The following is a 13,740-nucleotide window of genomic DNA, read 5'->3' as shown; positions in this document are numbered from 1 at the left end:
GACCTGCAGAGGTCGTTGAGGCAACGCCTTGCCGGCCACTGCAAGTACGCTCACGGTTCATCATCTATCCGTGGCCTGCGGACTTGCCGGCCTCGCGTCACCAACTCGACGAACTGCCGGGCATTGAGCGGATGGGCGAAGAGCCAGCCTTGGCCATAATTGACACCCTCGCTGTTGAGCAGCACCGCCTGGGCCTCGCACTCTATGCCTTCGGCTATCACCCGTAGATGAAGGTCATGGGCCATGCGAATGATATGAGGCGCCACGCCACTGCTGGCGGCATCGTGCCCGAGCGCGTCGATGAAGGCCTTGTCGATCTTCAGGCAGTCCACCGGCAAGGTCTGCAGATAAGCCAGGCTGCAGTAGCCAGTACCGAAGTCATCGATCAACACCTGATGCCCCACCGAACGAAGCGCCTGCAGGTTGTCACGGGCCACCACCACATCGATCAGCCCCCGCTCGGTAACCTCGAAGGCAATCTGGCTGGCAGCCACCCTGTGCAGTGCCAGCAACCGTGCAGCCACCCGGCCGATGCGCGGGACCATCACATCACAGGCCGCCAGGTTCACCGAGATGTAAAGGTTGCGGTGCGAACGCAGCAACTGGCCAAGTTGCTCAAGCACCCGTTGCAGGACGAAATCGGTGATCTGGCGAATCTGCCCGGTATTTTCAGCCAGCGGAATGAACAGGTCCGGGCTGGTCAGGGTCCCGTCAGGGCGCCGCCAGCGTACCAGCGCCTCAGCGCCCACACAGCGGCGGCTGTCGAGTTCGATGATCGGCTGATAGAGCACCTGCAGTTCACCGCGGCGCAAAGCGTTCTGCAATTCTGAACTCATGGAACGCCGCTGCAGGATCAGCTGCAGTACCAGCCAACCGATACAACAGGCCGCCAGAACGCTGCCTGGGAACAATAGCCAGAGCATGCCGTTCATCCGCAGTGGCAGGCTGGCTCGTGGGGCGATCAGCACGAGCTGGTAATCGGGCGATTTGGTCAGCATGCGATAGACAAGGCGGTCATGCAGTTCGAACAACGAATTGCCGCTGGGTGGCGGCCAATTGTCAGCTGGCGGCCAGACTTGTGGCGGGCCCAGTACCGGTATCGCTCTGGTGCCATTGTCCAGCACCACCAACAGGCTACCTCCGGGCGGCAGGTCAACCACGTCGGTCAAGTGCCCACGCGACGTAGAAACCAGGAAGTTGCCACGTGCAAGCATCAACGCGGCAAGGTTCTCGTTGGGTTCGGTGGTGGTATTGAGCCAATAGCTGTAAGTCGGGCCCTGGATGTCCGGAGCCCGCGTGGGCACGAAAGCCCGTGCCCCCCCGCGGTTGGAGCAGGCGACATTGACGTCTACGTATGCCGCCTCATAAATGAAACGCGAGCCCAGCCCAACTTGCTGCAACAACGCCAGCATCGCCGGGTTGCAGCCGCGCAAAGGCTGCGCCTGCAGGTCGTCGACACCCTCGCGCAACTGGCCGAAAACCTGCTCGAGGCGGTCGAGAAAACGCTCGCCCTGCGCATTCATCTGCGCACTCTCGCTCTGCTTCATCTGCTGCAGCGCAATACCGATACTGGCAGTCAGCAACACCGCAGCGCTGGCCAACGCTGCCAGAGAGGCCAGCATCCAGGGGCGGTAAAAAAATTGGCGCAACGCGGTAATCAGAGCCGACATGGGCAGCATCCAGTTGATATACAGGGTATAGCAACTGAATGGCGTATTGGCTTGGCCGTTTGGCGGAGCCCAAGGGCGCGCGGAGGATCAGCGCATCCGGTTGAGTACTTGAAGCATGGCAGCCGTCTGCGCATCGGGCATGCCGTCGAAGCGCTGTGGCCGGAAACGCATCTGGAACGCCGCAATGACATGGCGGGTAGCCACATCGAGCTGCCCGGTCTGTTCGATGGCGTAGCCGAAGCGTGCCAGCTCTTGCTGGTACCAACCCATGCTCGGTGGATTGGCGTTGAAATACGCCTGCTGGCGCGCCACGGCATTGGGCTCTGGCCATACCCCAAGCCCCGCATCGGCAAGACGCTTCCATGGGAACAACGGCCCCGGATCCAGTTTGCGCAAGGGTGCGATATCACTGTGGCCAATGATATGGCGAGGGTCGATGTTGTTACGTTTGACGATATCCTTTAGCAGCGCGATCAAAGACTGAATCTGCGCTTCGCTGTACGGATACCAGACTCGCCCATTGGGCGTGGTGTCAAAGCCTGGGTTGACGATCTCGATACCGATTGAGCTTGAGTTCAACCAGGTTCGCCCCTGCCATTGGCTGTCCCCGGCATGCCAGGCACGACGGCTTTCATCGACCAGTTGATAAACCGTGGCTGGGCCATCTCCGATCAGGTAGTGGCTGCTGACCTCGCCATGGGTTAGCAGCGCCAGCGAGCGCTCCAGCGAGGCATTGGTGTAATGCAGCACGACGAACTGGATGCGGTTGTCATGGTTGGCCGAGGGATGGCTGCGGTCGATACGCAGGCCGGTCGAACAACCGGCCAGTACGATCAGCAAAAATGCAGTGAACAACGCTTTCATGGAAGAAGCCAGGGTAATTAGCAGTGACGCATTAGCATAACGTATGCGCACCCGGCTCACCCGCTCAGCTTTGTTCCACCCGATTACGGCCCAAGTCCTTGGCCCGGTACAGCGCTGCATCAGCACGCTTGAGCACCTGATCACCGCGCTCACCCGAGCGGAATGCGCTCAAACCGATGGAGGCGGTGATAACCACCCGTTCGCCCTTGAAATGGAACGGACACGCTTCAATAGCGGCACGCAGCACCTCGGCCACTTGCGCAGCTACGGTGGGTGACGTCTGCGCCAGCAACAGTACGAACTCCTCGCCACCGAAACGGGCGATGAAATCGCGCGGCCGCAAGCGCTTGCGCAACTGGTCAGCGACGATCTTCAGTACCTTGTCACCCGCCAGATGGCCATAGCTGTCATTGATGCGCTTGAAGTGGTCCAGGTCGAGAATCGCCATCGCCAAGTGGCCGCCGTTCTCCTGCCAGGCCTGCATTTCGCGCTCTACCTGCTCGCTCCAGGCCGCGCGATTGGGCAGCCCGGTCAGCGGGTCGATCAATGCCTTCTGCCGCTGTTCCTCCAGGTGTTCGCGGTAGCCGAGGGCCTCCTGCTCCATGTTAGCGACGCGCTCGGCCAAGCCCTGAAGGCGCCCGGCGAGTTCCTGTTCGCGGCGGTCACGCTCATGCTGATGCTCATCCATGGTGCCCAGCAGCCCTTCCAGGCGGTTCTCGAGAATGTGCTTGAGGCTGTCCACATCGGCCGCCCCCTGCACGCTGCTTTGCAGGCCATCGACCTGCTCACGCAGTTGGCTGTCCAGCTCGCGCGCAGCAGAACTGTTGTCGGCATGACCGGCACTGGCTTCATGAAGGTGGCTCTGGAAGCTTTCCAGACGCTCATTGAGCTGCTGCAGGTAAGTCTCGAATTCGTGTTGCCCGCTGTCGGTGATGGCCAGCATGAGCACGGCCAGGTCATCGAGCACCGGGATCAGCTCGTACCAGTTCAGCCCCCGTGCCACGCGCTCGCGCATTTCCAGGGCTTGGGCCTTGTGGCGTTCCGGCAGGCTAAGGTCATCGAGCAGGCCGATCAGGGTTTGCTCGATATGCGCGGCAACCTGACTGTAGGGCGGCTCGACTGCGTCAGGGAGTGAATAGGGTCCGTCTTCGCCGAAGGTTTCTTCCAGGGGCTTGAGCGCTTGTGGCTCATCGACCTGTATTGGCAGCTCGGTTCGAGCGCCCTCGAGGCGCTGCGGTTGCTCAGCGCAGACGGGTGCAACCTCGACCGCCTCCTGTGCGTGCGGCTCAGGCTCGCCTGGAGCGGGCGGTGCGGCAACAGGCGTTTCAGGCACCACAGGCACCACAGGCACCACAGGCACAGGGTCATGAACCTCAGGTGCTACCAACGGCTGCAGCTCGTCGATATCCCGGGGTGGTAGATCCACCAGCACCGGCCCGTCCGGCAATGGCTGCAGTTCAGGCGCAGCGATTACAGAAGGGGCCGCCGGTTCTACAGCGTTTACACCCTGTGGTTCGCTCTCACGGTTGCCGAACAAGCGCTGCAAAAAGCCCGGCCTGGCATCCTCATCCGGCCTGTTCAACGATGACAGCGCCCGCCCCTGCAACCCGCTCAGCTCTCCGAGCAGCGGCGGCAACTCGCGCGACTGGCTGACGCCGCCGTCGAGTTTCTTCGCCAGTTTCTTGAGCGACCGCGATACGTCACCGGACAACGGCAGGCCTTGCAGTTGCGTCACGAGCGCGGTCAGCGCATCGCTGACCTGGTTCATGCGGGTTTCGCGGCGCTGCTCGGAGTCGAGCACGGCCTTTTCAAGACGCGGGATCAACCCTGCAAGGCCGGCATCCATGTTGTCGCTGCGAATGACCTCACGCATTTCCTTCATGCATTGGTCCACCGCCTTGTCGCTGCCTTCTGCGGCCAAGGTACTGCGCACCAGGCCCCGACGCAGCAGGTCAAGCCGCGCTGCCCATCGGCGCTCCAGCTTTTCCTGCTGTTCGATGCTTTTAAGGTATTTTTCTTTCCAGCGCTCGGCTTCTTCGGTCATGCCTGGATCCGCAACGGGTGATGCATCGGTGGGCTATGGTTACACGCTGTCGGCGCACGGCTGGAACTCTTGAGTGCTCCAATGGCCTTTTGCTGATCTAGCTCAGGGCCGGAAGCGTATCCACAGTCAATGCATCAGGCAATCGGATCTCTACGGCGACCGGGAGATGGTCGGAAATAGGCTGGGCCAGCACCTCGACCCGCTCCAGGGTCAGGCTCGGGCTGAGCAGGATGTGGTCCAGGCAACGCTGCGGGCGCCAGCTGGGGAAGGTGGCTTCGACCTGAGGTGCAATCAGGCCCAAATCACGCAATGGAGAATGGTCGAGCAGGTCGTTGGCATGGGTGTTCATGTCGCCCATCAGGACCTGATGGCGGTATCCACCGATCAGTTCCCGGATGTAGGCGAGCTGGCGAGCGCGGGTCCTTGCACCAAGCGCAAGATGCATCATGACCACGATCAGCGCGTCCTCGCCTTCGCCGAAGCGCACCAGGATCGCACCGCGGCCGGAGGGACCGGGCAGAGGATGATCTTCCAGCAGATGCGGCTTGAGGCGGCTGAGCACCCCATTGCTGTGCTGGGCGAAATGCCCAAGGTTGCGGTTGAGCTGTTGGTACCAGTAAGGGAAGCCCCCCAACTGGGCCAGGTGCTCCACCTGATTGACGTAACCAGAACGAAGGCTGCCGCCATCTACTTCCTGCAAGGCCACCAGGTCGAAATCATTGAGCAGGTCGCCGATTTTCTGCAGATTGCCGGCGCGCCCGGTGTGCGGCAGCAGATGCTGCCAGCTGCGGGTCAGGTAATGCCGATAGCGCTCGGTACTGATGCCGACCTGGATATTGAAGCTGAGCAGCCGCAGGCGACCATCTTCCGGCAGGCCATTGGCCTGCAGATGATGCTCGTTGACCTGCGGCTGATGCAGGCCAATACCACGCGCGGCTCTGAAGCGGGGCATGGGTTCGCCGCTTACTTAGCGGCGCGCTCCTTGTCGATCAGTTGGTCAGCGACGTTCAGCACGCCTTCCGGGCCCTGAGCGGTGCCGAGGTCAAAACGGTACTTGCCGTTGACCACCATGCTAGGTACGCCGGTGATTTCGTACTTCTTCGCCAGCTCTTTGGCCTGGTTGACCTGGCCCTTGATGGCGAACGAGTTGAAGGTGGCGAGGAACTTGTCCTTGTCGACGCCCTGGGTGGCGAGGAAGTCAGCCATGTCCTGGGGATCGGTCAGGCGCTTGCGCTGGTTCTGAATGGCATCGAACACTGCGGCGTGAACCTTGTGCTCGACGCCCATGGCTTCGAGGGTCAGGAACATTTGGCCGTGGGCGTCCCATGCACCGCCGAACATCGCCGGCACACGTTTGAAGTTGACGTCCTTCGGCAGTTTTTCAACCCAAGGGTTGATCACCGGCTCGAAGTGATAGCAATGAGGGCAGCCGTACCAGAACAGCTCGACCACTTCGATCTTGCCGGGAACGGACACCGGAACAGGGTTGCTCAGCTCGAGGTACTCCTTGCCGGCCGTGGCAGGCTCCGCAGCCTGAACGGCGGACATACCGAATACGCTGGCGGCGACCAGCGCAGCGCTGAGAATCAGTTTACGCATGCTTTACTCCTGAGCAGTCTTTGGTCGCCTCGACACGACCTGTACTGAGACAGGTCGGGAAGGGCCCGAGTTCTGTAGTGTACCGGCTGCGGACTGAAAAAAGGGCGGTCCGCGCCGCCCTTTCATCTTTAGCGTTGCAGCATTAACCGAATGTTAATGCGCAGATAGCTCAGTGAAGGCCCTGGATATAACTGGCCAACGCTTCGATATCATGGTTGCTCAGCTTGCCGGCTATGGTCCGCATGGTCATGGCATCACCATCATTGGTGCGGTTGCCTTCACGGAAGTCGGTGAGCTGCTTGGTCACGTACTGCGAATGCTGGCCACCCAGGTGTGGAAAGCCGGCCAGCGCGATGCCTGCGCCATTGGGCGAATGGCACCCGGTGCAGGCAGGCATGCCTTTTTCCAGATCGCCGCCATTGAACAGCGCCCGGCCACGCTCGACCAACTTGGGGTCGGCGGCGCCGACGCTGCCTTTCTGGCTGGCGAAGTAGGCGGCGATGTCGGCCAGGTCCTGATCATTGAAGTTGGCCAGCATGCCGGTCATCTCCAGCACGGTACGCTTGCCGGACTTTATGTCATGCAACTGTTTTTCGAGATAGCGCTGGCCCTGGCCGGCCAGTTTCGGAAAATTGGGCGCCAGGCTATTGCCGTCGGGGTTGTGGCAGGCACCACAGATGGCGGTCTTGGCCTGGCCGGCGGCGGCGTCGCCTTTGACAGGTTCTGCAGCATTGGCCGCACCTGCGACACCCATGGTCAACAGCAGACTCACGACTAGTTTGTTCATCAGCTAATCCAACACGGCTAAGGGTGAAATGTTATGTATCGGGACTGCCGCTCATCCAAAGGATGACCAAACGGTAGTCCTCGGCACTGCAGTCCCTGCACAATCCACGCGGCGGCATAGCCTTGAAACCCTGAGTCACATGTGCCATGAGTACCTCCATGCCTTGCGCCAGCCTTGGCTCCCAGGCTGCCCGGTCACCCTTCTTGGGCGCCTGTGGCAACTGCCCGGCGTGACAGGCCGCACACGTGCGGTTGTACAACGCCTCGGGATCCTGTGTAGCCTGTGCGCTGAAAAACGGCAGGAACATACCGACAGCTAGCAGCCATTTCGCCATGCGGAACGACCTGACAGGGTTGGGGGACGCGCTGCGTTCTGATGCGCGAGCTATTGTTCGACACCCCATGCCCGTTCTCCTTCGCTGGGAGAATGAGCACACAAATACTGGGGCATTATATACTTCCGCCATCCAAACGGAAACGACACCGCTTGCCGGCCTAGGCTTTGGCAACACCCACATCGGATATCCCATGCAAGTCAAGAACCCCATCCTCGGCCTCTGCCAGAAAGCCACATTCGCCCTCAGCGCTGCCAAGGTCGAACAATGCCCGGACGACCAGGGTTACGAGGTGGCTTTCGCCGGCCGTTCCAACGCCGGCAAATCCAGCGCCCTCAATACCCTGACTCATGCCAGCCTGGCGCGAACCTCGAAAACTCCAGGGCGCACCCAGCTGTTGAATTTCTTCAGTCTGGACGATGAACGGCGTTTGGTCGACCTGCCAGGTTACGGATATGCAAAAGTGCCGATCCCGCTCAAGCAGCATTGGCAGCGTCACCTTGAGGCCTACCTGGGCAGCCGCGAATGCCTGCGCGGCGTCATCCTGATGATGGATGTGCGCCACCCGATGACCGACTTCGACAAGATGATGCTCGACTGGGCCAGGGCAAGCGGCATGCCGATGCACATCCTGCTGACCAAGGCCGACAAGCTGACCCACGGCGCAGGCAAGAACACCCTGCTCAAGGTGCAGTCGGAAATCCGCAAAGGTTGGGGGGATGGCGTGACCATCCAGCTGTTCTCGGCTCCCAAGCGTCTGGGGCTGGAAGAGGCCTACAAGGTGCTGGCGGGCTGGATGGAGCTGGAAGACAAGCCGGTAGCCTGAAGCGACGTCATCGCCGGCAAGTCGGCTTCCCACCCTGTGGGGGCCGGCTTTTGGCGATAGTGCCGCCATCGTCACCCCCAAATTTCGGGCAAAAAAAACCCCGGACTTCGTATGGGGAGGGGGAAGTTCGGGGTCCAAGTCCGGACCGCTAGGGCGGGGTCCAGATATCTGCCAACACTTAACACAACATAGGAGCATCGAAGGGCTTCACCAGCCATTCAGTTACTCTGAGTTCCGCTTCACTGGTTTAGTTCCAGAGCCCTCAAAACTATTTGCGATAGTTTCATGAAACCGTAGCACTAATGGCATCGAGCCATGCCAGGATCCGCGTCGCTGCAACCCGGATCCTACACAGGTTTCCCTGCTCAATCAGTGAGCTTCGTCCCAATTCGAACCAACGCCGACTTCGACCAGCAGCGGTACATCCAGTTGCGCGGCCTTGCTCATGTGCCCGCGAATTTCATCTTTCACCTGCTCGACCAGGTCTTCGCGCACTTCAAGCACCAATTCGTCGTGTACCTGCAAGATCACACGAGCATCGAGGCCGCTTTCGCTCAGCCAGTTGTCCACGTTGACCATTGCCCGTTTGATGATGTCGGCGGCGGTACCCTGCATCGGTGCGTTGATCGCCGTGCGCTCGGCGCCCTTGCGTAGGGCCGGATTCTTGGCGTTGATGTCCGGCAGGTAAAGCCTGCGGCCGAACAAGGTCTCGACGAAGCCTTGCTCGGCAGCCTGGGCGCGGGTGCGTTCCATGTAGGCCAAGACGCCTGGGTAACGGGCGAAATAGCGGTCGATGTAATCCTGCGACTGCTTGCGGTCTACGCCGATCTGCTTGGCCAGGCCGAAGGCGCTCATACCGTAGATCAGGCCAAAGTTGATGGCTTTGGCGCTACGACGCTGATCGGTGGTGACCGCTTCCAGGGCTACGCCAAAAACTTCCGCAGCTGTGGCACGGTGCACATCCAGGTCATTGCGGAAGGCGTACAGCAGGCCTTCGTCCTTGGCCAGGTGGGCCATGATGCGCAGTTCGATCTGCGAATAGTCCGCCGCCAGCAACTTGTAGCCCGGGCTGGCGATGAACGCCTGGCGGATACGCCGGCCTTCGGCGGTACGGATAGGGATGTTCTGCAGGTTCGGGTCGCTGGACGACAGGCGCCCAGTGGCGGCCACGGCCTGCTGGTAAGACGTATGGATACGCCCGGTTCGCGGGTTGATCTGCCCCGGCAACTTGTCGGTGTACGTGCTCTTGAGCTTGCTCAGGCTGCGGTACTGCATCAGTACCTCCGGCAACGGGTAGCCTTGCACGGCCAACTCGTCCAGGACTGCCTCGGCCGTGGATGGCTGGCCCTTGGCGGTCTTGCTCAGCACCGGCATGCCGAGCTTGTCGTAGAGGATCGAGCCGAGCTGTTTGGGCGAGCCGAGGTTGAATTCCTCACCCGCCAGCTCGAAGGCCCGACGCTCGAGTTCGGCCATTTTCACGCCCAGCTCACCGCTCTGTATCTGTAACAGGGCAGCATCAACCAGCGCGCCCTGACGCTCGATCTTGGCCAGCACCGGCACCAGCGGCATCTCGATATCCATCAGCACCGGCTGCACGCTCGGTGTCTGCGCAAGGCGGGCCTGCAGCGCCTGATGCAGGCGCAGGGTAATGTCGGCATCTTCGGCGGCGTAAGGGCCGGCCTTGTCCAGGTGGATCTGGTTGAAGGTCAGCTGTTTGGCGCCTTTGCCGGCGATGTCTTCGAACGCGATGGTGGCGTGGTCGAGATACTTCTGCGCCAGGCTGTCCATATCATGACGGGTCGCAGTGGAGTTGAGCACATACGATTCAAGCATGGTGTCATAGGCAACGCCCTGCATCTGGATCGCCGGCGAGCCATTGGCAAGGATGTTGATATCGTACTTGGCGTTCTGCCCTACCTTTGCCTTGGCCGGGTCTTGCAGGAGCGGCTTCAATGCCAGCAACACGGCTTCGCGATCCAGTTGCACCGGCGCGCCTTCATAGTCGTGTGCCAACGGTACGTAAGCCGCTTCATGGGGTTCGACAGCGAAGGACAGGCCGACCAGCTGTGCCTTTTGCGCATCGAGGCTGGTGGTCTCGGTATCGAAAGCGAACAGCGGCGCCTGACGCAGCTTTTCCAGCCAGGCATCGAAGCGAGCCTGATCGAGGATGGTTTCGTATTTCGGCTCGACCGTGGCCGCAGGCGCCTGCACAGGCGCAACTTCATCGCCGGCCCTGGCCGCGTCCCGCTGAACGTCGGCGATCCAGCTCTTGAATTCCATCTCGGTATAAAGCGCCAGCAGCGCTTCACGGTCCGGCTCGCCGCACACCAGGGCGTCCACTTCGATATCCAGCGGCACGTCGACTTTGATGGTCGCCAGTTCGTAGGACAAAAACGCCGCGTCACGGTGTTCTTCGAGCTTGGCCGGCAGGGTCTTGGCGCCACGAATCGCCAGTGCCGGCACCTTGTCCAGGTTGGCGTACAGGTCGCTGAGGCCGCCGCCGATACCGGTCAGCAGCCCTACTGCGGTTTTTTCACCGACCCCAGGTACGCCTGGGATGTTGTCGACCTTGTCGCCCATCAGGGCGAGGAAGTCGATGATGTGCTCCGGGCCGACGCCGAACTTCTCATGCACGCCAGCCACATCCAGCACACTGCCCGTCATGGTGTTGACCAGGGTAACGTGGCCGTCCACCAGCTGCGCCATATCCTTGTCACCGGTCGAGATGATCACTGGCCGCCCCTGTGCTGCACTGCTGCGCGCCAGCGTGCCGATCACGTCGTCGGCCTCGACCCCCTCGACGCACAGCAGCGGGTAACCCAAAGCCTTGACGCTGGCATGCAGCGGCTCTACCTGCACCCGCAGGTCGTCCGGCATGCTGGGGCGGTTGGCCTTGTACTCGGCGAACATGGCATCGCGGAAGGTACCGCCCTTGGCATCGAACACCACGGCGAAAAGGCTGTCGGGGTATTGCTTGCGCAGGCTCTTGAGCATGTTCAACACACCCTTGACCGCGCCGGTGGGCATGCCCTTGGAAGTGGTCAGCGGCGGCAGCGCGTGGAAGGCGCGGTAAAGGTAGGAGGAACCGTCCACCAGGACGAGGGGCGCTTGGCTCATGAGCAGAATCAACCTTTTCGGCGGGTCCGGAGCTAGAATAGCCGGATCAATGACGACAAAGGGACAAGGTTATCATGCGTACACTCAATCGCCTGTTACTGCTCAGCCTGTTGGCAACCATGCCAGTCGTCACCCTGGCGGCGGACGACGCCCCCTCGGCAGATCCCGAGGTGACCATTCGCACGGAAGGCGATAAAACCATCCAGGAATACCGGCAGAACGGCTTCCTGTATGCGATCAAGATCACGCCGAAAAACGGCAAGCCTTATTTTCTGGTACGCGCCGATGGCTCTGATGGCAATTTCATTCGTTCCGACCAACCGGACATGCTGATACCGTCCTGGAAGATCTTCGAGTGGTAATCTGACGCGTACCGTTCACATCAACCTGGCACTTCCCGGCGGAAGTGCCCGTATGGGCATTCTTTCATCATGTCAGTCTTCACCCCCGTGACCCGGCCTGAGCTGGAAACCTTTCTGGCGCCGTATCAGCTGGGCCGTCTGCTCGATTTCCAGGGCATTGCCGCCGGCACCGAAAACAGCAACTTCTTCGTCAGCCTCGAACAGGGGGAGTTCGTCCTGACGCTGATCGAGCGCGGCCCCAGCGAGGACATGCCGTTCTTCATCGAACTGCTCGACACGCTGCACGCCGCCGATATGCCGGTGCCTTACGCCATACGTGACCGTGACGGCAATGGCCTGCGCGAGCTGTGCGGCAAGCCGGCACTGCTGCAACCAAGGCTGTCGGGCAAGCACATCAAGGCGCCGAACAACCAGCACTGCGCCCAGGTAGGTGAGCTGCTGGCGCATATCCACCTGGCCACCCGCGAGCACGTCATCGAGCGCAAGACCGATCGCGGCCTGGACTGGATGCTCGCCAGCGGTGCCGAGCTGATGCCGCGCCTCACGGCAGAACAGGTTGCCCTGTTGCAGCCGGCGCTGGACGAAATCATCGCGCACAAGGCGCAGATCCTGGCATTGCCGCGGGCCAACCTGCATGCCGACCTGTTCCGCGACAACGTGATGTTCGAAGGCACCCATCTGACCGGCGTGATCGACTTCTACAATGCCTGCTCGGGGCCGATGCTGTACGACATCGCCATTACCGTGAATGACTGGTGCCTGGATGAAACCGGCGCGATCGATATGCCTCGTGCCCAGGCCCTGCTGGCGGCCTATGCAGCGCTACGGCCGTTCACGGCAGCCGAGGCCGAGCTCTGGCCACAGATGTTGCGGGTCGGGTGCGTGCGCTTCTGGTTGTCGCGTTTGATCGCGGCCGAGTCGTTTGCCGGGATGGATGTGATGATCCATGACCCGAGCGAGTTCGAGGTGCGTCTGGCGCAGCGCCAGCAAGTGGCTTTGCACCTGCCGTTCGCGCTCTGACCGAAGCGCCACCGCTCTCGGTAGGAGCGGCCTTGTGTCGCGAAAGGGCTGCGCAGCAGCCCCAGACATATCTGCGGCAGCGCGATATCCGGGGCCGCTTTGCGGCCCATTCGCGACACAAGGCCGCTCCTACAGCGCCTATGCAAATGGCTTAAAGCTGCTCCAGGCACCCTGCCAGCTCTGCGCCCAGCTTTTCCAGCAAACGCTCGTAGCCCTTGGCATCCACTGGGTCATTCCCGCCCAACGCATCCAGCTCAGCCAAGCGCACCGGCAGCCCGGCCGTCAGCGTCTCAGCCAAGCGCGGTCGCAGCGGCGGCTCACTGAACACACAGGTCTTGCCCACTTCCTGCAGACGCTTGCGCATGGCAGCGACATGCTGCGCCCCCGGCTGCACTTCGGCCGCCACGCTGAACACACCCGCGTGCTTGAGCCCATAAGCAGACTCGAAGTAGTCAAACGCTTCGTGGAACACGAAGTAAGGTTTGTCGGCAATACCCGCCACCCGGGCCTTGATGCGTGCATCCAGGCTATCGAGGCGTGCAGTGAAGGCCTTCAGGTTGCTCTGGTAGCGCGCGGCATTGGCAGGGTCCGCCGACGACAGGTCTGCCGCCATCTTCGCCGCAATCACCCGGGCGTTAACTGACGACAACCATAAATGCGCGTCCAGGCTGCCCGGACGATGATCGTGGTCATGCTCATCGTGGTCTTCTTCATCGTGTGAATGGCTGTCCTCGCCAAAGTGGCGCAACTGCATGCCCGGCAGCGACTGAACAGCCACGACAGGTTTGCTGCGGCTGCCCAACACCCGCGGCAGGAAACCTTCCATGTCGGGGCCGATCCAGTACAGCAGGTCGGCATCGCCGACGCGGCGCACGTCGGACGGGCGCAGGGCATAGTGGTGCGGCGAGGCGCCAGGAGGCAGCAGCACCTCGGGGCTACCAACCCCGTCCTGCACAGCGGCGGCAATCTGCTGCAACGGTTTGATACTGGTCAGCACACGCACGTCGGCTTGCGCCGAGCAGGCGATAAAAGCGACAAAAAGCACAAGCAATCGGGACACAGTGAATACTCGACTCGTCAGAAACAGGTAACATAATAACGTCTCCATCCAGAACCG

12 protein-coding genes are annotated in these 13,740 nt (G+C 61.3%); 3 read left to right on the top strand and 9 right to left on the bottom strand.

Translation table 11 applies throughout. The features are described from left to right. Window positions 1-50 precede the first annotated feature (50 nt). The 7 genes from ACMGGN_RS22590 to ACMGGN_RS22560 all read right to left on the bottom strand — a co-directional run bounded on the left by ACMGGN_RS22590 (window position 51) and on the right by ACMGGN_RS22560 (window position 7,298). Entirely contained in the window at window positions 51-1,670 is a 1,620-nt protein-coding gene (locus ACMGGN_RS22590; protein ID WP_115273173.1) for an EAL domain-containing protein, read from the bottom strand. 87 nt (window positions 1,671-1,757) lie between these two features. Beyond that, window positions 1,758-2,534, bottom strand: a complete 777-nt coding sequence (locus ACMGGN_RS22585; protein ID WP_218176286.1) for an N-acetylmuramoyl-L-alanine amidase — start codon at window positions 2,532-2,534, stop codon at window positions 1,758-1,760. Between the two features lie 64 nt (window positions 2,535-2,598). Then, a complete protein-coding gene (locus tag ACMGGN_RS22580) occupies window positions 2,599-4,578 on the bottom strand; it encodes a GGDEF domain-containing protein (RefSeq protein WP_174142394.1) in 1,980 nt (659 codons plus the stop codon). Between the two features lie 97 nt (window positions 4,579-4,675). Further along, a complete protein-coding gene (locus ACMGGN_RS22575) occupies window positions 4,676-5,530 on the bottom strand; it encodes an endonuclease/exonuclease/phosphatase family protein (RefSeq protein ID WP_046786736.1) in 855 nt (284 codons plus the stop codon). A gap of 11 nt (window positions 5,531-5,541) precedes the next feature. After that, window positions 5,542-6,177, bottom strand: coding sequence for a thiol:disulfide interchange protein DsbA (gene dsbA / locus ACMGGN_RS22570; RefSeq protein ID WP_039602079.1), 636 nt, complete (start codon window positions 6,175-6,177; stop codon window positions 5,542-5,544). Between the two features lie 169 nt (window positions 6,178-6,346). Further along, on the bottom strand, window positions 6,347-6,964 hold the full coding sequence (locus ACMGGN_RS22565; RefSeq protein WP_115273175.1) for a c-type cytochrome: 618 nt from the start codon (window positions 6,962-6,964) through the stop codon (window positions 6,347-6,349). Between the two features lie 31 nt (window positions 6,965-6,995). Continuing rightward, entirely contained in the window at window positions 6,996-7,298 is a 303-nt protein-coding gene (locus tag ACMGGN_RS22560) for a c-type cytochrome (RefSeq protein ID WP_046786739.1), read from the bottom strand. A 193-nt stretch (window positions 7,299-7,491) separates the two neighbouring features. Between ACMGGN_RS22560 and yihA the strand changes: the two genes are divergently transcribed. Continuing rightward, window positions 7,492-8,124, top strand: coding sequence for a ribosome biogenesis GTP-binding protein YihA/YsxC (yihA, locus tag ACMGGN_RS22555; RefSeq protein ID WP_012316856.1), 633 nt, complete (start codon window positions 7,492-7,494; stop codon window positions 8,122-8,124). A 369-nt stretch (window positions 8,125-8,493) separates the two neighbouring features. On the opposite strand, the gene polA is transcribed toward yihA, so the two are convergent. Next, window positions 8,494-11,241 carry a DNA polymerase I gene (polA, locus tag ACMGGN_RS22550; protein ID WP_414156310.1) on the bottom strand — a complete coding sequence of 916 codons (2,748 nt, stop codon included), beginning with the start codon at window positions 11,239-11,241 and terminating at the stop codon, window positions 8,494-8,496. A 74-nt stretch (window positions 11,242-11,315) separates the two neighbouring features. Here polA and ACMGGN_RS22545 point away from each other — a divergent pair, with 74 nt between their 5' ends. Together ACMGGN_RS22545 and ACMGGN_RS22540 are read left to right on the top strand one after the other, a co-directional pair. Continuing rightward, the gene (locus tag ACMGGN_RS22545; protein WP_012316858.1) at window positions 11,316-11,603 is read left to right on the top strand and encodes a DUF2782 domain-containing protein; all 288 of its coding nucleotides are present in this window, start codon (window positions 11,316-11,318) and stop codon (window positions 11,601-11,603) included. Window positions 11,604-11,672: 69 nt separating this feature from the next. Continuing rightward, complete coding sequence (locus tag ACMGGN_RS22540; protein WP_012316859.1) at window positions 11,673-12,623, top strand: homoserine kinase; 951 nt, start codon at window positions 11,673-11,675, stop codon at window positions 12,621-12,623. Window positions 12,624-12,774: 151 nt separating this feature from the next. On the opposite strand, the gene ACMGGN_RS22535 is transcribed toward ACMGGN_RS22540, so the two are convergent. Beyond that, window positions 12,775-13,731 carry a zinc ABC transporter substrate-binding protein gene (locus tag ACMGGN_RS22535; protein WP_414156309.1) on the bottom strand — a complete coding sequence of 319 codons (957 nt, stop codon included), beginning with the start codon at window positions 13,729-13,731 and terminating at the stop codon, window positions 12,775-12,777. Between the last annotated feature and the right edge of the window lie 9 nt (window positions 13,732-13,740).

The organism is Pseudomonas sp. BNK-30, assembly GCF_047456185.1.
GTDB lineage: Bacteria > Pseudomonadota > Gammaproteobacteria > Pseudomonadales > Pseudomonadaceae > Aquipseudomonas > Aquipseudomonas putida_E.
Note: the sequence above shows the minus strand (reverse complement) of the source record. Positions and strands in the feature narration are given on the sequence as shown.